General features: G+C 63.0%; 17 protein-coding genes and 4 tRNA genes. 20 read left to right on the forward strand and 1 reads right to left on the reverse strand.

The features are described from left to right. Nucleotides 1-13: 13 nt before the first annotated feature. From FF090_RS03125 to rpoC, 18 genes are all read left to right on the forward strand, one after another. Nucleotides 14-598: an anthranilate synthase component II gene (locus FF090_RS03125; RefSeq protein WP_138855347.1), complete on the forward strand. Its 585-nt coding sequence runs from the start codon at nt 14-16 to the stop codon at nt 596-598. After that, nucleotides 595-1,629, forward strand: coding sequence for a low-specificity L-threonine aldolase (gene ltaE, locus FF090_RS03130; protein WP_138855348.1), 1,035 nt, complete (start codon nt 595-597; stop codon nt 1,627-1,629). Before FF090_RS03125 ends, ltaE begins: the two co-directional genes overlap by 4 nt. Before the next feature lie 3 nt (nt 1,630-1,632). Then, a complete protein-coding gene (gene trpD / locus FF090_RS03135) occupies nt 1,633-2,658 on the forward strand; it encodes an anthranilate phosphoribosyltransferase (RefSeq protein ID WP_138855349.1) in 1,026 nt (341 codons plus the stop codon). A 5-nt stretch (nt 2,659-2,663) separates the two neighbouring features. Then, on the forward strand, nt 2,664-3,449 hold the full coding sequence (trpC, locus tag FF090_RS03140) for an indole-3-glycerol phosphate synthase TrpC (RefSeq protein WP_138855350.1): 786 nt from the start codon (nt 2,664-2,666) through the stop codon (nt 3,447-3,449). Between the two features lie 11 nt (nt 3,450-3,460). Next, nucleotides 3,461-4,183: a uracil-DNA glycosylase gene (locus FF090_RS03145; RefSeq protein ID WP_138855351.1), complete on the forward strand. Its 723-nt coding sequence runs from the start codon at nt 3,461-3,463 to the stop codon at nt 4,181-4,183. A gap of 45 nt (nt 4,184-4,228) precedes the next feature. Continuing rightward, a tRNA-Tyr gene (locus FF090_RS03150) sits at nt 4,229-4,314 on the forward strand. A 30-nt stretch (nt 4,315-4,344) separates the two neighbouring features. Then, a tRNA-Gly gene (locus FF090_RS03155) sits at nt 4,345-4,418 on the forward strand. Nucleotides 4,419-4,487: 69 nt separating this feature from the next. Continuing rightward, nucleotides 4,488-4,562 (forward strand) — tRNA-Thr (locus FF090_RS03160). A gap of 56 nt (nt 4,563-4,618) precedes the next feature. Next, nucleotides 4,619-5,809 (forward strand): elongation factor Tu, encoded by a 1,191-nt coding sequence (gene tuf / locus FF090_RS03165; RefSeq protein ID WP_138855352.1) that lies wholly within the window; start codon nt 4,619-4,621, stop codon nt 5,807-5,809. 16 nt (nt 5,810-5,825) lie between these two features. Then, a tRNA-Trp gene (locus FF090_RS03170) sits at nt 5,826-5,901 on the forward strand. A 112-nt stretch (nt 5,902-6,013) separates the two neighbouring features. Continuing rightward, nucleotides 6,014-6,397 (forward strand): preprotein translocase subunit SecE, encoded by a 384-nt coding sequence (gene secE, locus FF090_RS03175; RefSeq protein ID WP_138855353.1) that lies wholly within the window; start codon nt 6,014-6,016, stop codon nt 6,395-6,397. A gap of 11 nt (nt 6,398-6,408) precedes the next feature. Beyond that, the gene (nusG, locus tag FF090_RS03180; RefSeq protein ID WP_138855354.1) at nt 6,409-6,963 is read left to right on the forward strand and encodes a transcription termination/antitermination protein NusG; all 555 of its coding nucleotides are present in this window, start codon (nt 6,409-6,411) and stop codon (nt 6,961-6,963) included. Nucleotides 6,964-7,104: 141 nt separating this feature from the next. Further along, nucleotides 7,105-7,536, forward strand: coding sequence for a 50S ribosomal protein L11 (rplK, locus tag FF090_RS03185; RefSeq protein ID WP_127682636.1), 432 nt, complete (start codon nt 7,105-7,107; stop codon nt 7,534-7,536). After that, the gene (gene rplA / locus FF090_RS03190; protein WP_138855355.1) at nt 7,536-8,243 is read left to right on the forward strand and encodes a 50S ribosomal protein L1; all 708 of its coding nucleotides are present in this window, start codon (nt 7,536-7,538) and stop codon (nt 8,241-8,243) included. The genes rplK and rplA overlap by 1 nt, the downstream gene beginning before the upstream one ends. Nucleotides 8,244-8,504: 261 nt before the next feature. Then, nucleotides 8,505-9,017, forward strand: coding sequence for a 50S ribosomal protein L10 (gene rplJ / locus FF090_RS03195; protein WP_138855356.1), 513 nt, complete (start codon nt 8,505-8,507; stop codon nt 9,015-9,017). Nucleotides 9,018-9,065: 48 nt separating this feature from the next. Further along, nucleotides 9,066-9,446, forward strand: coding sequence for a 50S ribosomal protein L7/L12 (gene rplL / locus FF090_RS03200; protein WP_138855357.1), 381 nt, complete (start codon nt 9,066-9,068; stop codon nt 9,444-9,446). Nucleotides 9,447-9,845: 399 nt separating this feature from the next. Then, on the forward strand, nt 9,846-13,973 hold the full coding sequence (gene rpoB, locus FF090_RS03205; protein ID WP_138855358.1) for a DNA-directed RNA polymerase subunit beta: 4,128 nt from the start codon (nt 9,846-9,848) through the stop codon (nt 13,971-13,973). A 19-nt stretch (nt 13,974-13,992) separates the two neighbouring features. Beyond that, nucleotides 13,993-18,210, forward strand: a complete 4,218-nt coding sequence (gene rpoC / locus FF090_RS03210; RefSeq protein WP_138855359.1) for a DNA-directed RNA polymerase subunit beta' — start codon at nt 13,993-13,995, stop codon at nt 18,208-18,210. A 45-nt stretch (nt 18,211-18,255) separates the two neighbouring features. Here the strand turns inward: rpoC and FF090_RS03215 are convergent, their stop codons facing one another. Continuing rightward, nucleotides 18,256-18,732: a PIN domain-containing protein gene (locus FF090_RS03215; RefSeq protein WP_138855360.1), complete on the reverse strand. Its 477-nt coding sequence runs from the start codon at nt 18,730-18,732 to the stop codon at nt 18,256-18,258. A gap of 125 nt (nt 18,733-18,857) precedes the next feature. Between FF090_RS03215 and rpsL the strand changes: the two genes are divergently transcribed. Together rpsL and rpsG are read left to right on the forward strand one after the other, a co-directional pair. Next, nucleotides 18,858-19,232 carry a 30S ribosomal protein S12 gene (gene rpsL, locus FF090_RS03220; protein ID WP_137945770.1) on the forward strand — a complete coding sequence of 125 codons (375 nt, stop codon included), beginning with the start codon at nt 18,858-18,860 and terminating at the stop codon, nt 19,230-19,232. 128 nt (nt 19,233-19,360) lie between these two features. Then, nucleotides 19,361-19,831 (forward strand): 30S ribosomal protein S7, encoded by a 471-nt coding sequence (rpsG, locus tag FF090_RS03225; protein ID WP_138855361.1) that lies wholly within the window; start codon nt 19,361-19,363, stop codon nt 19,829-19,831. The last annotated feature ends 68 nt before the right edge of the window (nt 19,832-19,899 follow it).

Here is a 19,899-nt window from a genome sequence, read left to right on the forward strand (position 1 = left end):
GGGGGCAATAGTCATGGTCTTGATGATCGACAACTACGACAGCTTCACCTTCAACCTGGTGCAGTACCTGGGCGAGCTGGGCGCCGAGGTCAAGGTGTTGCGCAACGACGAAATCGATGTGGCGGGCATTGCGGCCCTGCAGCCCAGCCATCTGATCCTGTCACCCGGGCCCTGCACGCCCAATGAGGCTGGGGTCTGCGTGCCGGCCATTCAGGCCTTCAAGGGGCGGCTGCCCATCCTGGGTGTGTGCCTGGGGCACCAAAGCATCGGCCAGGCCCTGGGCGGGCGCATCGTGCGGGCGCAGCGGCAGATGCACGGCAAGGCCAGCGTGATTCATAACGATCAGCGCGGCCTCTTCAAGGGCCTGCCGGCGCAGTTCAGCGTGATTCGCTACCACTCGCTGGTCATCGAGCCGCAGAGTTGCCCGCCCGAGCTGGAGGTGACAGCGCGCAGCGAGGACGGCGAAATCATGGGTGTGCGCCATCGCGAGCTGGCGGGTACGCCCACCCCCATCGAGGGCGTGCAGTACCACCCGGAGTCCATCCTCTCCGAGCATGGGCATGCGCAGTTGAAGAACTTTCTGGGCTTGAGCCTATGAAAACCATCGATCTGCGCAGTGACACCGTGACCCGCCCGACGCCGGGCATGCAGGCCGCCATGGCCGCCGCACCGCTGGGCGACGACGTGTTTGGCGATGACCCCAGCGTGAATGCCCTGCAGCAGGCGGTGGCGGAGCGCCTGGGCTTTGAGGCTGCCCTCTTCCTGCCCAGTGGCACGCAAAGCAATCTGGTGGCCTTGATGAGCCACTGCCAGCGCGGCGACGAATACATCGTGGGCCAGCAGCAGCATTGCTATCGCTGGGAGGCCGGCGGTGCGGCGGTGCTGGGCTCCATCCAGCCCCAGCCGCTGCCGCAGCAGCTGGACGGTAGCTTGGCGTTGGCCGACATCGACGCCGCCATCAAGCCCGATGACCCGCACTTTGCGCGCAGCCGGCTGTTGTGCCTGGAGAACACCATCGGCGGCCAGGTGCTGAGCCCAGACTACTTGGCCCAGGCGCAGGGCTTGGCGCGCCGGCATGGCTTGGCCCTGCATCTGGATGGCGCACGGCTCTTCAATGCCGCAGCCGCGGCGCCCGGCGACGTGCTGGCGAACGCGCGCGCCATTTGCGCCGGCTTCGATTCGGTTTCGGTTTGCTTTTCGAAGGGCTTGGGCGCGCCGGTGGGCTCGGTGCTGTGCGGCTCGGCCGAGCTGATGGCGAGCGCGCGGCGCTGGCGCAAGATGTGTGGCGGCGCGATGCGCCAGGCCGGTGGCTTGGCGGCCGCCGCGCTGTATGCGCTTGATCACCATCTGGAGCGGCTGCGCGATGACCATGCGCTGGCGCGGCGCCTGGCCGAAGGCCTACAGGGCATCGCCGGGCTGAACGTGGCGATGCCGCAGACCAATATCGTGTTTGCCGACCTGAGGCCTGAGTTGGCGCAGCGTCGGGGCGCGGGCCTGCTGGCGCATTTGGCGGCGCAGGGCGTGCTGGCCACCGGGCTCTATCGCCTGCGTTTTGTCACCCATCTGGATGTGGACGCCGAAGGCGTGGACCACGCCGCTGCCGCGCTGCGGCATTACCTTGAGAACTGAAGCATGCCGATCACCGATCAAGAAGCCCTGCAGCGCGTCATCGAACACCGCGAGATCTTTCCGGACGAGATGTTGGCCCTGATGCGGCGCATCATGACGGGCGAGATGTCCCCTGTCATGGCGGCCGCACTGATCACTGGCCTGCGGGTGAAGAAGGAGACCGTGGGCGAGATCGCGGCCGCGGCCGAGGTGATGCGCGAGCTAAGCCGCAAGGTGCAGGCGCCGGCTCACCCGCATCTGGTGGATGTGGTGGGCACGGGCGGCGACGGGGCGCACAGCTTCAACATCAGCACTTGCTCGATGTTCGTGGCGGCAGCGGCCGGTGCCCAGGTGGCCAAGCATGGCAATCGCAGCGTCAGCAGCAAGTGCGGCAGTGCCGATGTGCTGGAGGCCCTGGGCGCACGCATCGACCTGCAGCCCGAGGCCGTGGCGCGTTGCCTGAGCGAGGTGGGGCTGGGCTTTATGTTCGCCCCCAACCATCACCCAGCGATGAAGAACATCGCCCCGGTGCGCAAGGAACTGGGTGTGCGCACGATCTTCAACATCCTGGGCCCGCTGACCAATCCGGCCGGGGCGCCCAACATCCTGATGGGGGTGTTCCACCCCGATCTGGTCGGCATCCAGGTACGGGTGCTGCAGCGCTTGGGAGCGCGGCATGCCTTGGTGGTCTACGGGCAGGACGGGCTGGACGAGGTGTCGTTGGGGGCGGCCACCCTGGTGGGTGAGCTGCGCGATGGAAAGGTCAGCGAGTACAGCATCCACCCCGAGGACTTCGGGCTGGCCATGTCCGCCACTCGCAATTTGCGCGTCGAGAACGCCGAGGCCTCGCGGCTCATGTTGCTGGACGTGCTGGCGGGCAAGGCCGGCCCGGCGCGCGACATCGTGCTGCTCAATGCCGGTGCAGCGCTCTATGCCGCGGATGTGGCGGCTTCCATTGCCGATGGGGTGGCCCGAGCGGCCGCCGTGATGGACAGTGGCGCGGCACGCGCCAAGTTGGACGCCTTTGTGGCGGCCACACAGCAGGGCTGAGGGCGATGGACGACATCTTGCGCCGCATCGTCGCGGTCAAACAAGAAGAGATTGCGGCCCTGCGCCCAAGGGCGGCGGAGTTGGAACGCGCGGCCTCCGCGCAGGGCCCTGCGCGCGGCTTTGCCCAGGCCCTGAACGCCAAGATTGCTGCAGGCCGGCCGGCGGTGATTGCTGAGGTCAAGCAAGCCAGCCCGAGCAAGGGCGTGCTGCGGAACCCCTTCGAACCCGCCGCCATTGCATCGAGCTACGCGGCCCATGGTGCGGCCTGCCTGAGCGTATTGACGGATCGACAGTTCTTCCAGGGGAGCGAAGCAGCGCTGCGCGCCGCACGCGCTGCCTGTGCTCTGCCTGTGCTGCGCAAGGACTTTGTGATCGATCCGCTCCAAATCGTCGAGGCCAAGGCCATGGGCGCCGACGCGGTGTTGCTGATCGTGGCCTGCCTCTCGGACGAAGAGCTGCACGCACTGGAGGCCTGCGCACTGGACTGGGGCCTGGATGTGTTGGTGGAGTCCCATGACGCCGAGGAGTTGGACCGGGCCTTGCGACTGAAGACGCCGCTGATCGGGATCAACAACCGCAACCTGCGCAGTTTTGAGGTCAGTCTGGATACCACGCTGGGTCTGCGCGCTGCGGTCGGCGCCGAGCGCCTGTTGATCACGGAGTCCGGCGTGCTGACCCCGGCCGATGTGCAGCGCCTGCGCGCCGCTGATGTGCAGGCCTTCCTGGTCGGCGAGGCCTTCATGCGAGCGCCCGATCCGGGGGGCGCGCTGGCGGAGTTGTTCGGTTCGTGAGCAGCGGGGCATTGACTCAGCCGCTGGGTCGTTGCTTTGACGACGAGGCCTTGGCGGTCCTGGATCCCCAATGGCAGGTCGTCCTGCGGAATTGGCGCCAACAAGAGGCGGCGCAGCAACTGATCCGACGGATCGAGGCGCGCCAGCGCGAGGGCGCCACGATTTACCCCAGCCAACCCCTGCGCGCCCTGGCTGCCACGCCCTTGGCGAACTGCCGCGTGCTGCTGCTGGGGCAAGACCCCTATCACGGCCCGGGTCAGGCGGAGGGCCTGGCCTTCTCGGTGCCGCCCGGGCAGGCCATTCCGCCTAGTTTGCGCAACATCTTCAAAGAGTTGCACCGAGACCTGGGGCTGCAACCCCCAATGACCGGCCATCTGGGTGCTTGGGCCCGGCGCGGCGTGCTCCTGCTCAATACCTCATTGACCGTTGAGGCCGGGCAGGCCGGAGCGCATGCGCGTTGGGGCTGGGAAGGCTTGACTGATGCACTGATCTCTGCGGTCGACCGCGAAGGTGATCCCAAGGTGTTTTTGCTTTGGGGCAGCCATGCGCAAGCCAAGCGTTCGTTGATTGGCGCTCGCCATCGGGTGCTGTGCACCAACCACCCCTCGCCTTTGTCGGCGCTGCGACCGCCCGTTCCCTTCATGGGCTGCGGCCATTTCTCCGAGAGCCAGGCTTGGCTGGAGCGGCAGGGCCGCCCTTGGTCCTGGAACCTGGATAAAGATTTTTCCGCCTGACCCCTTGCGCTCTTTGAACACCCTGCTATAGTGGCGGGCTCGCCTGGAGGGGTGGCCGAGTGGTTAAAGGCAGCAGACTGTAAATCTGCCCGCTAACGCGTACGCTGGTTCGAATCCAGCCTCCTCCACCAGTGCGAGCAACTCCGGAACTGGATTCCAGAGCGGGAGTAGTTCAATGGTAGAACCTTAGCCTTCCAAGCTAATGACGCGGGTTCGATTCCCGTCTCCCGCTCCAGCGGTTTGGTTTGGTTGGTAGGGCGACATCGGATTGCAGATTTCCTCAAGTCTGCAGCCCTGTGTCGCTGCCCATGTGGCTCAGTGGTAGAGCACTCCCTTGGTAAGGGAGAGGTCGCGGGTCCGATTCCCGCCATGGGCACCACCCTCTTTTCTTCCTTCTCTTCCCCCTCTGTCTGAAAAGACCGTCAGGAGCGCCAAATGGCAAAAGGTAAGTTTGAACGCACCAAGCCGCACGTCAACGTGGGCACCATCGGTCACGTGGACCATGGCAAGACCACGCTGACGGCCGCGATTGCGACCGTTCTGTCGAAGAAGTTCGGTGGCGAGGCCAAGGCCTACGACCAGATCGACGCAGCGCCTGAAGAGAAGGCTCGCGGTATCACGATCAACACCGCGCACGTTGAGTACGAGACGGCCAACCGCCACTACGCTCACGTGGACTGCCCGGGTCACGCCGACTACGTGAAGAACATGATCACCGGTGCCGCTCAGATGGACGGCGCCATTCTGGTGTGCTCGGCCGCTGACGGCCCGATGCCCCAGACCCGTGAGCACATCCTGCTGGCTCGTCAGGTGGGCGTGAAGTACATCATCGTCTTCCTGAACAAGTGCGACATGGTGGACGACGCTGAGCTGCTCGAGCTGGTCGAAATGGAAGTGCGCGAGCTGCTCTCCAAGTACGACTTCCCGGGCGACGACACCCCGATCGTCAAGGGTTCGGCCAAGCTGGCGCTGGAAGGCGACACGGGCGACCTGGGCGAGCAAGCCATCATGCGTCTGGCCGATGCGCTGGACACCTACATCCCCCAGCCTGAGCGTGCCATTGACGGCGCCTTCCTGCTGCCGGTGGAAGACGTGTTCTCGATCTCGGGCCGTGGCACTGTGGTGACCGGTCGCGTTGAGCGCGGCATCGTCAAGGTTGGTGAGGCCATCGAAATCGTGGGTATCCGCGACGTTCAGACCACCACCGTGACCGGCGTGGAAATGTTCCGCAAGCTGCTGGACCAGGGTCAGGCTGGCGACAACGTTGGCGTGCTGCTGCGCGGCACCAAGCGTGAAGACGTCGAGCGTGGCCAGGTTCTGAGCAAGCCCGGTTCGATCAAGCCGCACACCCACTTCACCGGCGAGGTGTATGTGCTGAGCAAGGACGAAGGCGGCCGTCACACCCCGTTCTTCAACAACTACCGTCCCCAGTTCTACTTCCGTACCACGGACGTGACCGGTTCGATCGAGTTGCCGAAGGACAAGGAAATGGTCATGCCTGGCGACAACGTCAGCATCACCGTCAAGCTGATCGCTCCGATCGCCATGGAAACCGGTCTGCGCTTCGCCATCCGCGAAGGTGGCCGCACCGTGGGTTCGGGCGTCGTGGCGACCATCATCGAGTAATTCAGGATTTCGCTGCAGGGGCATAGCTCAATTGGCAGAGCGTCGGTCTCCAAAACCGAAGGTTGGGGGTTCGAGACCCTCTGCCCCTGCCAGCAAATTCCGAAAAGCTCACTGACTTTCACCAGTCGCCTTCAGCCCGCTGCGGTTTTACCCGGCGGGCTTTGCTGCTGATACGCGGTAACTGATTCCGCGAACCCAATGTCCATGTCCATGACCCAAGTCGAAACCATCACCTCGGGCGCCGATAAGGCCAAGCTGGCTGCGGCTGCACTGCTGGTGGTCGGCGGCCTGGCGGCCTACTTCCTGCTGAGCGCCAAAGGCGGCTTGGTGCAGTGGTCGGCCCTGCTGGCGCTGCTGGCTGCTGGTGTGGTGGTCTTTTTTACCAGTGAGTCGGGTAAGAGCCTGATTGGTTTCGGTCGCGACAGCTGGCGCGAAGTGCAAAAGGTGGTCTGGCCGACCCGCAAGGAGTCCTTGCAGATGACCGGCTATGTGTTTGCCTTTGTGCTGGTGATGGGTCTTTTCCTGTGGCTGACCGACAAGACGCTGGAATGGGTGCTTTACGACCTGATCCTGGGCTGGAAGCGCTAAAGAGAGCAGATATGAGCGAAGCGATCACCGAATCTCCGAAGCGTTGGTACGTCGTCCATGCCTATTCCGGCATGGAAAAGGCTGTGGAGCGCAATCTGCGCGAGCGCATCGAGCGCGCTGGCATGCAAGATAAGTTCGGCCGCATCTTGGTGCCAACGGAAGAAGTCGTTGAGCTGAAGAATGGCAAGAAGGCCATCACCGAGCGCCGTTTCTTCCCGGGCTATGTGCTGGTCGAGATGCTGCTGGACGATGAGAGCTGGCACCTGGTCAAGCACACCAGCAAGGTGACCGGTTTCGTGGGTGGCGCGCGCAATCGCCCGGCCCCGATCTCGGAAGCCGAAGTCATGAAGATCGTCAACCAGATGCAAGAGGGCGTGGAAAAGCCGCGTCCCAAGTTCGAGTGGACGGTGGGCGAGGTGGTGCGTGTGAAGGATGGCCCGTTCGCCGACTTCAATGGCGCCATCGAAGAAGTCAACTACGACAAGAGCAAGGTGCGCGTGTCGGTGACCATTTTTGGTCGCGCCACGCCGGTCGAACTGGACTTCGGTCAAGTCGAGAAGGTTTAAGGCCCGTCAGAGCCTGGGAGTCTTGGCTCCCGTCTGGCCGCGACAGCCCAACGCGATTTTGGGCATGAGGAGCCAGTTGCCTGCATGGAGCTGGCGTTTGTACTCGGGGCGGCGCGCAATGCCGCTCCTCAGGAGTGATACATGGCAAAGAAAATTGTCGGCTTTATCAAGCTGCAAGTTCCGGCCGGCAAGGCGAACCCTTCGCCCCCGATCGGTCCCGCGCTGGGTCAGCGTGGTCTCAACATCATGGAGTTCTGCAAGGCGTTCAACGCCAAGACGCAGGGCGTGGAGCCGGGTCTGGTGCTGCCGGTGGTTATCACCGCCTTCGCCGACAAGAGCTTCACCTTCGAGATCAAGTCGCCTCCCGCGACTGTGCTGATCAAGAAGGCCGCCAAGATTGAGAAGGGCTCGCAGCGCCCGCATCTGGACAAGGTTGGCAAGCTGAACCGCGCCCAGTTGGAAGAAATCGCGAAGGTCAAGATGAAGGACATGAACGCCGCTGATCTGGACGGTGCTGTTCGCATCATCGCCGGCTCGGCCCGTTCGATGGGCATCATCGTGGAGGGTGTGTGATGGCTAAGCTGACCAAGAAGCAAAAGGCCCTGGAAGGCAAGGTCGAGTCGACCAAGCTGTACCCGCTGGCTGACGCCCTGGCCCTGGTGAAGAGCCTGGCCACCGCCAAGTTCGACGAGTCGATCGACGTGGCCGTGCAACTCGGCGTGGATGCCAAGAAGTCGGACCAAGTGGTTCGTGGCGCCGTCGTGATGCCCCACGGCACCGGCAAGACCAAGCGCGTGGCTGTGTTCGCCCAAGGCGCCAAGGCTGAGGAAGCCAAGGCCGCCGGCGCCGACATGGTCGGTATGGAAGACTTGGCTGAGCGCGTCAAGGCTGGCGACATGCCCTTTGATGTGGTGATTGCCTCGCCCGACACCATGCGCATCGTCGGTACCCTGGGTCAAATCCTGGGCCCGCGCGGCCTGATGCCCAACCCCAAGGTGGGCACTGTGACCCCTGACGTCGCCACGGCTGTGAAGAACGCCAAGGCTGGTCAGGTCCAGTTCCGCGTTGACAAGGGCGGCATCATTCACGGCACCATCGGCCGTCGCTCGTTTGAAGACGGCAAGCTGGCTGACAACCTGCGCGCGCTGATCGAGGCCCTGAACAAGGCCAAGCCGGCGTCGAGCAAGGGTGTCTACCTGCGCAAGGTCGCGCTGTCTTCGACCATGGGCGTTGGCGCCCGCGTCGAAGTCGCTTCGATCAACGCCCAGGCTGCCGCCTAACTAGAAATCTCAGGCCGACGCAAGAAGGCCTGGAAGTGGTGGGCCGCCACTCTTTCGAGTGGCGGGTCATCCAAGACCGTTGGTGCCTCTGAGGCCTAAGTGAGAGCCGTAAGGCTTGAAGCCAGCGCAGATGGCGTACCCGCCGACGAGGAATATCCGATGCAGTGCAAACTGAAATCGGGGCTCCAAGACGGCAAGGTCGCTAAAACCGGTGCGATTCCGGGGTGCAAGCCCTGGCGTCGCGATGTGAGGAGATAGACCTTGAGTCTGAATCGCAACGAGAAGGCAGCCGTCGTCTCGGAAGTGGCCGCGCAAGCTGCCAAGTCCCAGACGCTCGCGATCGCCGAGTACCGTGGCCTCACCGTGGAAGCTCTGAACAAGCTGCGCATCGACGCGCGGTCCAAGGGTGTGTACCTTCACGTGCTGAAGAACACCCTGGCCCGTCGTGCTGTTGCCGGCACCCCGTTCGAGCCCGCGGCGGAGCTGATGGTCGGTCCGCTGATCTACGGCTTTTCCGAAGATGCAGTCGCCGCCGCCAAGGTGGTGGCCGACTTCGCCAAGAGCAACGACAAGCTGGTCCTCAAGGGTGGCGCCTACAACGGCAAGGCCCTGGACGTGAACAGCCTGAAGACTCTGGCATCTGTGCCCAGCAAGGAAGTCCTGCTGTCGCAGATCGCTGGTTTGCTCAAGTCGCCCGTGCAGCGTACCGCTGCCGTTCTGGCGGCGCTGGCAGCCAAGCGTGGCGAGGGTGCCGAAGCGCCCGCCGCTGCCTAATTGGCACGCATCCGTTTTCATACATTTTTCGATTCTTAGGAGCCCCAAATGGCATTCGATAAAGACGCTTTCCTGACCGCCCTGGACAGCATGTCCGTGATGGAACTCAATGACCTGGTGAAGGCCATTGAAGAGAAGTTCGGCGTGTCCGCCGCTTCGATGGCCGCCCCGGCCGCTGGTGGCGCTGCCGTCGGTGGTGCCGCCGCCGCTGAAGAGAAGACCGAATTCAACGTCGTGCTGACCGAAGCCGGCGCCAACAAGGTTGGCGTGATCAAGGCCGTGCGCGAGCTGACCGGTCTGGGTCTGAAGGAAGCCAAGGACCTGGTCGATGGCGCCCCCAAGACCGTCAAGGAAGCCATGCCCAAGGCCGACGCCGAAGCCGCTGTCAAGAAGCTGGTCGAAGCCGGCGCCAAGGCCGAACTGAAGTAATTCGCTCGGTGCTCGGCTACTGCGCCGGGCCATCTCGCTCCTGCGATGCTCGCCGTACCCAAGTACGGCTGCGCCTCTCGAAGCGACCTGGCTCCGGCTCGCGACGCCGCTCACCGACCGAATGCACGAGGTCGAACTCTGGAAACGGAGTTCGGCCTTGTGTCCTTTCCGAAGAGTCTCTTCGCAAAGGTCCGGCTGCCCTACAATGCCGGGTTTTTACGAAGGTTCTCTGATCCGACTGCAGAGAACGGGTTTGGTCGAGCCCGTGGCGCAATGCCAGGGGTTGTCTGCCAGCGGCGGGTAGTGGCCCGTCACCGAACCTCGAATGCAATGTTCGAGACGCCAGTCGTCCGGTGTGCTGACTGATCCCCACACACCACCCCCTCCCTCGGAGCTTTCATGGCGCAAGCAAATTCCTACAGCTACACGGAGCGCAAACGCATCCGTAAGAGCTTCGGCCAGCGCGACAGCGTGCTGGACGTGCCCTATCTGCTGACGATGCAGAAGGATTCCTACAAGGCCTTCCTGCAAAAAGACGTCCCCGCCGCGCAACGCAAGCCCGAGGGCCTGCAGGCGGCCTTCCTGGCCGCGTTCCCGATCGTCTCGCACAACCAGTTTGTCGAGATGCGCTTCATGGAATACAACATCGCCCGTCCGGCTTTCGACGAGCGTGAGTGCCAGCAGCGTGGTCTGACCTTTGCCGCCGCCGTGCGCGCCAAGCTGCAGATGATCATCTATGACCGCGAGACCTCGACGCCGTCGAACAAGCAGGTCCGCGAGATCAAGGAACAAGAGGTCTACATGGGCGAAGTGCCCCTGATGACCGACTACGGTTCCTTCATCATCAACGGTACCGAGCGCGTCATCGTCTCGCAGCTGCACCGCTCGCCGGGTGTGTTCTTCGAGCACGACAAGGGCAAGACCCACAGCTCGGGCAAGCTGCTGTTTTCCAGCCGCATCATTCCCTATCGTGGTTCCTGGCTGGACTTCGAGTTCGACCCCAAGGACATCTTGTTCTTCCGTGTCGACCGTCGCCGCAAGATGCCGGTCACCATCCTGCTGAAGTCGATCGGCCTGAACCCCGAGCAGATCCTGGCGCACTTCTTCGCCTTCGACAACTTCCGTTTGATGGATGTCGGCGCGCAGATGGAATTCGTGTCCGAGCGCCTGAAGGGTGAAGTCGCGCGTTTCGACATCACCGACAAGGACGGCAAGGTTCTGGTCGAGAAGGACAAGCGCGTCACCGCCCGTCACATCAAGCAACTGGAAGCCAGCGGCACCCAGTTTGTCTCGGTGCCTGAGGATTTCTTGGTTGGCCGCGTGGTCGCCAAGAACATGATCGACCCGGACACCGGCGAAATCATTGCCAAGGCCAACGAAGAGCTGACCGATGCGCTGCTGAAGAAGCTGCGCGCCGCCGGCGTCAAAGAGCTGCAGTGCCTCTACACCAATGAACTGAGCGAAGGCGCCTACATCAGCCAGACCCTGGCGATGGACGAGACGGCCGACCAGTTCGCTGCCCGTGTGGCCATCTACCGCATGATGCGCCCCGGCGAGCCGCCGACCGAGGACGCCGTCGAGGCCCTGTTCAATCGCCTGTTCTACAGCGCTGACACCTACGACCTGAGCCGCGTCGGCCGCATGAAGTTCAACGCCCGCGTGGGCCGCGACGCGACCGAAGGCGAGATGACCCTGTCGAACGAGGACATCCTCGACGTGGTCAAGATCCTGGTCGAGCTGCGCAATGGCCGCGGCGTGGTGGATGACATCGACCACCTGGGCAATCGTCGCGTGCGTTGCGTGGGCGAGCTGGCTGAGAACCAGTACCGCTCGGGCTTGGCGCGTATCGAAAAGGCCGTGAAGGAGCGTCTGGGCCAGGCTGAGACCGAAAGCCTGATGCCGCACGACCTGATCAACTCCAAGCCGATCTCTGCGGCCCTGAAGGAGTTCTTCGGTGCGTCGCAGCTGTCGCAGTTCATGGACCAGACCAACCCCCTGTCCGAGATCACGCACAAGCGTCGCGTCTCGGCCCTGGGCCCGGGCGGTCTGACCCGTGAGCGTGCCGGCTTCGAGGTGCGCGACGTGCACCCGACCCACTACGGCCGCGTCTGCCCGATCGAAACGCCGGAAGGCCCGAACATCGGTCTGATCAACTCCTTGGCACTGTTTGCGCGCCTGAACGAGTACGGTTTCCTCGAGACCCCGTATCGCCGCGTGGTAGACAGCCAAGTGACCGACCAGATCGACTACCTGTCGGCCATCGAAGAAGGTAAGTACGTGATCGCGCAGGCCAACGCCTCGCTCGATGCGAACGGCCGCCTGACCGATGAGTTGGTCAGTGCGCGTGAAGCTGGCGAATCCGTGCTGCTGAGCCCGGAGCGCGTGCAATACATGGACGTGGCGCCGGCGCAGATCGTGTCGGTGGCTGCCTCGCTGGTGCCCTTCCTGGAGCACGATGACGCGAACCGTGCATTGATGGGCGCCAACATGCAGCGCCAGGCTGTGCCGACCCTGCGTCCCGAAAAGGCCTTTGTGGGCACGGGCGTGGAGCGCGTGGCCGCCAAGGACTCGGGCACCGTGGTGGCTTCGCGCCGTGGCGGTGTGGTCGATTACGTGGATACGAACCGTATCGTGATTCGCGTGAATGACACCGAGACCGTGGCCGGTGAGGTGGGTGTGGACATCTACAACCTCATCAAGTACCAGCGCTCCAACCAGAACACCAACATCCACCAGCGTCCTATCGTCCAGCGTGGAGATCGCGTGGCAGCCGGCGACATCATTGCCGACGGCGCCTCGACGGACCTGGGTGAACTGGCGCTGGGCCAGAACATGCTGGTGGCCTTCATGCCCTGGAACGGCTACAACTTCGAAGACTCGATCCTGATCTCCGAACGCGTGGTGGCCGAAGATCGCTACACCTCGATCCACATCGAGGAGTTGGTGGTGATGGCGCGTGACACCAAGCTGGGCAGCGAAGAAATCACCCGCGACATTCCGAACCTCTCCGAGCAACAACTGGCTCGCCTGGACGAGTCGGGCATCGTCTACATCGGCGCTGAGGTCAACCCTGGCGACGTACTGGTGGGCAAGGTCACCCCGAAGGGCGAGACCACGCTGACGCCGGAAGAGAAGCTGCTGCGCGCCATCTTCGGCGAGAAGGCTTCGGACGTGAAGGACACCTCGCTGCGCGTCGACCAAGGCACGCAGGGCACCGTCATTGACGTGCAGGTCTTCACCCGCGAAGGCATTGAGCGTGACAAGCGCGCCCAGCAGATCATTGACGACGAACTCAAGCGCTTCCGTCTGGACCTGAACGACCAGATGCGAATCGTGGAGGCCGACGCCTTTGACCGTATCGAAAAGCTGCTGATCGGCAAGACCGCCAATGGCGGCCCGAAGAAGATCGCCAAGGGCACGGTCATCAGCAAGGACTACCTGACCGAAGTCGAGAAGCACCACTGGTTCGATATCCGCCCGGCGGATGAGGACCTGGCCAACCAGCTCGAGTCGATCAAGAACAGTCTGGAGCAGACGCGCCACAGCTTCGACCTCGCCTTCGAAGAGAAGCGCAAGAAGCTGACCCAGGGTGACGAACTGCCCGCCGGCGTGCTGAAGATGGTCAAGGTGTACCTGGCCGTCAAGCGCCGTCTGCAGCCTGGCGACAAGATGGCCGGCCGTCACGGCAACAAGGGTGTGGTGTCCAAGATCGTTCCGGTCGAAGACATGCCCTATATGGCCGACGGTACGCCGTGCGACATCGTGTTGAACCCGCTGGGCGTGCCCTCGCGGATGAACGTGGGTCAGGTGCTGGAAGTCCATCTGGGCTGGGCCGGCAAGGGCATTGGCCAGCGCATCGGCGACATGCTGCAGCGCGAAGCCAAGGTGGCCGAATTGCGCCAGTTCCTGGACAAGTTCTACAACTTGAGCGGCGGCCGCAAGGAAGACTTGAGCCTGTTGTCGGACGGCGAAGTGCAGTCCATGGCCAAGAACCTGGCCTCGGGTGCCACCTTCGCGACCCCGGTGTTCGATGGCGCCGCGGAAGAAGAGATCCGCGCCATGCTGCACCTGGCTTATCCGGATGACATCGCCGCCAAGAAGGGTCTGACCGCCACACGCACCCAGTGCATGCTGAGCGACGGCCGCACGGGCGAGCAGTTCGAGCGCCCGGTCACTGTCGGCTACATGCACGTGCTGAAGCTGCACCACCTGGTGGACGACAAGATGCACGCCCGCTCGACCGGTCCGTACTCCCTGGTCACGCAGCAGCCGCTGGGTGGCAAGGCGCAGTTCGGTGGCCAGCGCTTCGGTGAGATGGAAGTCTGGGCACTCGAGGCTTATGGCGCGTCCTACATCCTGCAGGAAATGCTGACCGTGAAGTCTGATGACGTGAACGGCCGCACCAAGGTGTACGAGAGCATCGTCAAGGGTGAGCACTCGATCGAAGCCGGCATGCCGGAATCGTTCAATGTGCTGGTCAAGGAAATTCGCTCGCTCGGTATTGATATCGAGCTCGAGCGCAACTAATTAGGAACAGGAGAACGACATGAAAGGTTTGCTGGACCTGTTCAAGCAGTTCACGCCCGACGAGCACTTCGACGCGATCAAGATCGGCATTGCTTCGCCGGAAAAGATTCGCTCGTGGTCCTTCGGTGAGGTGAAGAAGCCCGAGACCATCAACTACCGCACCTTCAAGCCCGAGCGTGACGGCCTGTTCTGCGCCAAGATCTTTGGCCCGATCAAGGATTACGAGTGCCTGTGCGGCAAGTACAAGCGCCTCAAGCACCGTGGCGTCATTTGCGAGAAGTGCGGCGTTGAAGTCACCCAGACCAAGGTGCGTCGTGACCGCATGGGTCATATCGACCTGGCGGCGCCTTGCGCCCACATCTGGTTCCTGAAGTCGCTGCCGTCGCGTCTGGGCCTGGTGCTGGACATGACCCTGCGCGACATCGAGCGCGTGCTGTACTTTGAAGCCTATGTCGTGACCGATCCCGGCATGACCCCGCTGAAGAAGTTCGCGATCCTGAGCGAAGAACAGTACGACGTCGAGCGCGAGAAGCATGGCGATGAGTTCGTCGCCCTGATGGGCGCCGAGGGCATCCAGCGTCTGCTGGCCGACATGGATCTGGACGTCGAGAGCGACAAGATCCGCAACGACCTGACCGGCTCTGAGCTGAAGATCAAGAAGAACTCCAAGCGCCTCAAGGTCATGGAGGCCTTCAAGCGTTCGGGCATCAAGCCTGATTGGATGGTCATGCAGGTGCTGCCGGTGCTGCCGCCGGATCTGCGTCCGCTGGTGCCGCTGGATGGCGGCCGTTTCGCGACCTCGGATCTGAACGATCTGTATCGCCGCGTCATCAACCGCAACAACCGTCTGGCTCGTCTGCTGGAGCTGAAGGCCCCTGAAATCATCGTGCGCAACGAAAAGCGCATGCTGCAGGAGTCGGTGGATTCGCTGCTGGACAACGGCCGTCGCGGCAAGGCCATGACGGGCGCCAACAAGCGCCCGCTGAAGTCCCTGGCTGACATGATCAAGGGCAAGGGCGGTCGCTTCCGTCAGAACTTGCTGGGCAAGCGCGTCGACTACTCGGGCCGTTCGGTCATCGTGGTGGGCCCGACCCTGAAGCTGCATCAGTGCGGTCTGCCCAAGCTGATGGCTCTGGAACTGTTCAAGCCCTTTATCTTCAGCCGCCTGGAGGCGATGGGCATTGCCACCACCATCAAGGCTGCGAAGAAAGAAGTCGAATCCGGCACCCCGGTGGTGTGGGACATCCTGGAAGAGGTCATCAAGGAGCACCCGGTTCTGCTGAACCGCGCACCGACGCTGCACCGTCTGGGCATCCAGGCCTTTGAGCCCGTGCTGATCGAAGGCAAGGCCATCCAGCTGCATCCGCTGGTTTGTGCCGCTTTCAACGCCGACTTCGACGGTGACCAGATGGCCGTTCACGTGCCGCTGTCGATCGAGGCGCAGATGGAAGCCCGCACCCTGATGCTGGCCTCCAACAACGTGCTCTTCCCGGCCTCGGGCGAGCCGTCGATCGTGCCGTCGCAGGACGTGGTGCTGGGTCTGTACTACGCCACCCGCGAGCGCATCAACGGCAAGGGCGAAGGCATGATCTTTGCCGACCTGCAGGAATTGCAGCGCGCGCTGGACAACGCTCAAGTGGAAATCACCGCCAAGGTGAACGTCCGCATGACCGAGTACAGCAAGGGCGCCGATGGTGAGTGGGTGCCCGAAACCAAGGTGGTGGCCACCACGGTCGGCCGCGCCCTGCTGTCTGAAATCCTGCCCAAGGGCCTGCCTTTCAGCAACATCAACAAGGCGCTGAAGAAGAAAGAGATCAGCAAGCTGATCAACGCTTCCTTCCGCCGCTGCGGCCTGAAAGAGACCGTTGTGTTGGCCGACAAGCTGATGCAGAGCGGTTTCCGCCTGGCCACCCGTGCCGGTCTGTCGATCGCCATCGACGACATGCTGGTGCCGGCCCAGAAGCACACCCTGATCGAAGCCGCTGAGAAGGAAGTCAAGGAGATCGAGCAGCAGTACATCTCGGGTCTCGTGACCGCTGGTGAGCGCTACAACAAGGTGGTGGACATCTGGGGCAAGGCCGGTGACGAAATCGGCAAGAAGATGATGGACCACCTGAAGATCGAGAAGGTTCAGGATCGCAACGGCAAGACCGTCGATCAGGAGTCCTTCAACTCGATCTACATGATGGCCGACTCGGGCGCCCGCGGTAGCGCGGCCCAGATCCGTCAGCTAGCCGGTATGCGTGGCCTGATGGCCAAGCCGGACGGCAGCATTATTGAGACCCCCATCACGGCGAACTTCCGTGAAGGTCTGAATGTGTTGCAGTACTTCATCTCCACCCACGGCGCCCGTAAGGGTCTGGCCGACACGGCACTGAAGACCGCCAACTCTGGTTATCTGACCCGTCGTCTGGTTGATGTGACGCAGGACCTGGTGGTGACCGAGGACGATTGCGGCACCGACAACGGCATGGCCATGCGCGCCTTGGTCGAGGGCGGTGAAGTGATCGAATCGCTGCGCGATCGCATCCTCGGCCGCGTCACGGCTGTCGACGTGCTGCACCCCGAGAACCAATCGGTTCTGGTGGCGGCCGGCACCATGCTGGACGAAGACACCCTGGACCGCGTCGAAGCCGCAGGCGCCGACGAAGTCAAGGTGCGCACGCCGCTGACCTGTGCCACGCGCTACGGTCTGTGCGCCAAGTGCTATGGCCGCGACCTGGGCCGTGGCGGTCTGGTGAACAACGGCGAAGCGGTTGGCGTGATTGCTGCGCAGTCGATCGGTGAGCCGGGTACCCAGCTGACCATGCGGACCTTCCACATCGGTGGTGCGGCTTCGCGTGCGGCAGTGGCCTCCAGCGTGGAAGCCAAGTCGGACGGCATCATCGGCTTCAACGCCACCATGCGTTACGTGACCAATGGCAAGGGCGAGTTGGTGGTGATTTCGCGTTCGGGCGAAATCATCATCTCCGACCAACATGGCCGCGAGCGTGAGCGTCACAAAGTGCCCTATGGCGCCGTTCTCAACATCAAGGCCGATCAGACCATCAAGGCCGGTACCGTGTTGGCGAACTGGGATCCGCTGACCCGCCCGATCATCACGGAATTCGCCGGTAAGGCGAAGTTCGAGAACATCGAAGAAGGCGTGACGGTGGCCAAACAGGTCGACGAAGTGACCGGCCTGTCGACCCTGGTGGTGATCGATCCGAAGCGCCGTGGCGCGGCCAAGGTCGTGCGTCCGCAGATCAAGCTGCTGGATGCCGGCGGCAACGAGGTGAAGATCCCCGGAACCGACCACTCTGTGACGATCGGTTTCCAGGTCGGCGCGCTGATTCAAGTGCGCGACGGCATGGATCTGGCCCCGGGTGAGGTGTTGGCGCGTATTCCGGTCGAAGGCCAGAAGACCCGCGACATTACCGGTGGTCTGCCGCGTGTGGCCGAGCTGTTCGAAGCCCGTTCGCCCAAGGACAAGGGTGCGCTGGCCGAGCAGACCGGCACGATCTCGTTCGGCAAGGAAACCAAGGGCAAGGTCCGCCTGCAGATTACCGACCCGGAAGGCAAGGTCTGGGAGGAGCTGGTGCCCAAGGAAAAGAACATCCTGGTGCACGAAGGCCAAGTGGTTAACAAGGGCGAGCCCATCGTCGACGGCCCGGCCGATCCGCAGGACATCTTGCGTCTGCTAGGTATCGAGGAGTTGGCGCGCTACATCGTCGACGAGGTGCAGGACGTCTATCGCTTGCAAGGCGTGAAGATCAACGACAAGCACATCGAGGTGATCGTTCGCCAGATGCTGCGTCGTGTGCAGATCGCCGATCCGGGCGAATCCAGCTACATCGGCGGCGAGCAGGTTGAGCGCTCTGAGATCTTGGGTGCCATCGACCGTCTGCGCGCCGAGGGCAAGATGCCCCCGACCTACCACGACGTGCTGCTGGGTATCACCAAGGCCTCGCTGTCCACCGACTCCTTCATTTCGGCGGCCTCCTTCCAGGAAACCACCCGCGTGCTCACCGAGGCGGCCATCATGGGCAAGCGCGACGAGCTGCGTGGTCTGAAGGAAAACGTGATCGTGGGTCGTCTGATCCCCGCCGGTACCGGCATGGCCTATCACAAGGCCCGCAAGGTCAAGGAAGAGATGGACGAAACCGAGCGCAAGGCCATTGCGCTGCAAGAGGCCGAGGAGTTGGCCGCCATGCAGTTGGCCGCGTTGGACGCGCAGCACCCGGGCGACGCCGAGTAATCTGCGTTGGCTGGACTGAAAGGGCGACCCGCGGGTCGCCCTTTTTTATGAGGTGCTGGCGCTGCGATTCAGCCAGTCGGCCCAACCCGCTTCGGGGGTTTGGATCAACACGCCGCGCAGAGCAGCCTTCTTGCGCCAATGCAGCAGCGCGCGATCGCGGCTCCAAAGGCGGATGGGACTGAGCGCCAGCGCCAGATCCAAGAACTTCTGGTCATCTGGGTCGCTGCAGCGCCAAGGCGCGGCCTGAGTCGGATGCGGGGCCAAGCGGCATATTGCCTCGGGTGCCAGCAGGATCGGATCGGGTGTCCAGCGCTCGGGCCAGGGGCGGGCCCGCACATGGGCCAGTTCCTCCAGCATGGGGGCGCTGGCAATCCAGTGCAGATCACCCTGAAGCAAAGCCTGGCCAAGGCCCATCAGGCTGGGTTGACGGAACAGCCAGAGCTCCAGCAGCACGTGGGTGTCCAGCAGCAGAGGCCAGGCGTTCAGGGTTGGGGGCGGGGTGGGTACATCGCGCTCTTGCATCTATCACTTTGCTGGCTATAATCGCCGGCTTTTCTTCGGATTGGCCGAGGTGCGCCTGCGTCTGTAAGCGCATGCTGCGGTGGAATCCGGATTCTCTTTGACTTCAAACGGGAACAAGTCAAACCATGCCAACGATCAATCAGCTCGTGCGCCACGGCCGTCAGGCCGAGGTCACGAAATCCAAGTCGCCTGCGATGCAGGACTGCCCGCAGCGCCGTGGCGTCTGCACCCGCGTGTACACCACGACCCCGAAGAAGCCGAACTCGGCTCTGCGTAAGGTTGCCAAGGTGCGCCTGACCAACGGTTTCGAGGTCATCTCGTACATCGGCGGTGAAGGCCACAACCTGCAAGAGCACAGCGTGGTGCTGGTGCGCGGCGGCCGTGTGAAGGACTTGCCCGGTGTGCGTTACCACATCGTGCGCGGTTCGCTCGACCTGCAGGGCGTTAAGGATCGCAAGCAGTCGCGCTCCAAGTACGGCGCCAAGCGTCCGAAGAAGTAATCACAAGTCGGCTCCGAATTTGGGAGCCATGGCGGTTGCACCAGCGGGTGCGCCGAGTAAGTGGATGGCGCCAAGCTGGCCCTCCGCGGTTGCCGCAAGCAGCCAACTGAAGAGATAAAGGAAGAGAAATGCCTCGTCGTCGCGAAGTACCGAAGCGCGAGATCCTGCCGGATCCGAAATTCAACAGCGTGGACCTGTCCAAGTTCATGAACGTCATCATGGAATCGGGCAAGAAGGCCGTTGCCGAACGCATCATTTACGGTGCGCTCGAGCAGGTCGAGAAGAAGTCTGGCAAGGACCCGCTGGAAGTGTTCACGATCGCGCTGAACAACATCAAGCCGATGGTCGAAGTGAAGTCCCGCCGCGTGGGCGGTGCGAACTACCAAGTTCCCGTGGAAGTTCGCCCGGTGCGCCGCGTGGCCCTGGCCATGCGCTGGTTGAAGGAATCGGCGCGCAAGCGTGGTGAAAAGTCGATGGCCCAACGTTTGGCCAACGAACTGCTGGAGGCCTCGGAAGGCCGCGGCGGCGCCATGAAGAAGCGTGACGAAGTCCACCGCATGGCAGACGCCAACAAGGCGTTCTCGCACTTCCGCTTCTAAACTCAGCCCCCTTCGGCCGCCGCGGGTTTTCACTAACCCGACGGCGGCTCACGCATTTCGGAGCAAAC

The organism is Inhella inkyongensis, assembly GCF_005952805.1.
In the GTDB taxonomy this organism is placed as follows: domain Bacteria; phylum Pseudomonadota; class Gammaproteobacteria; order Burkholderiales; family Burkholderiaceae_C; genus Inhella; species Inhella inkyongensis.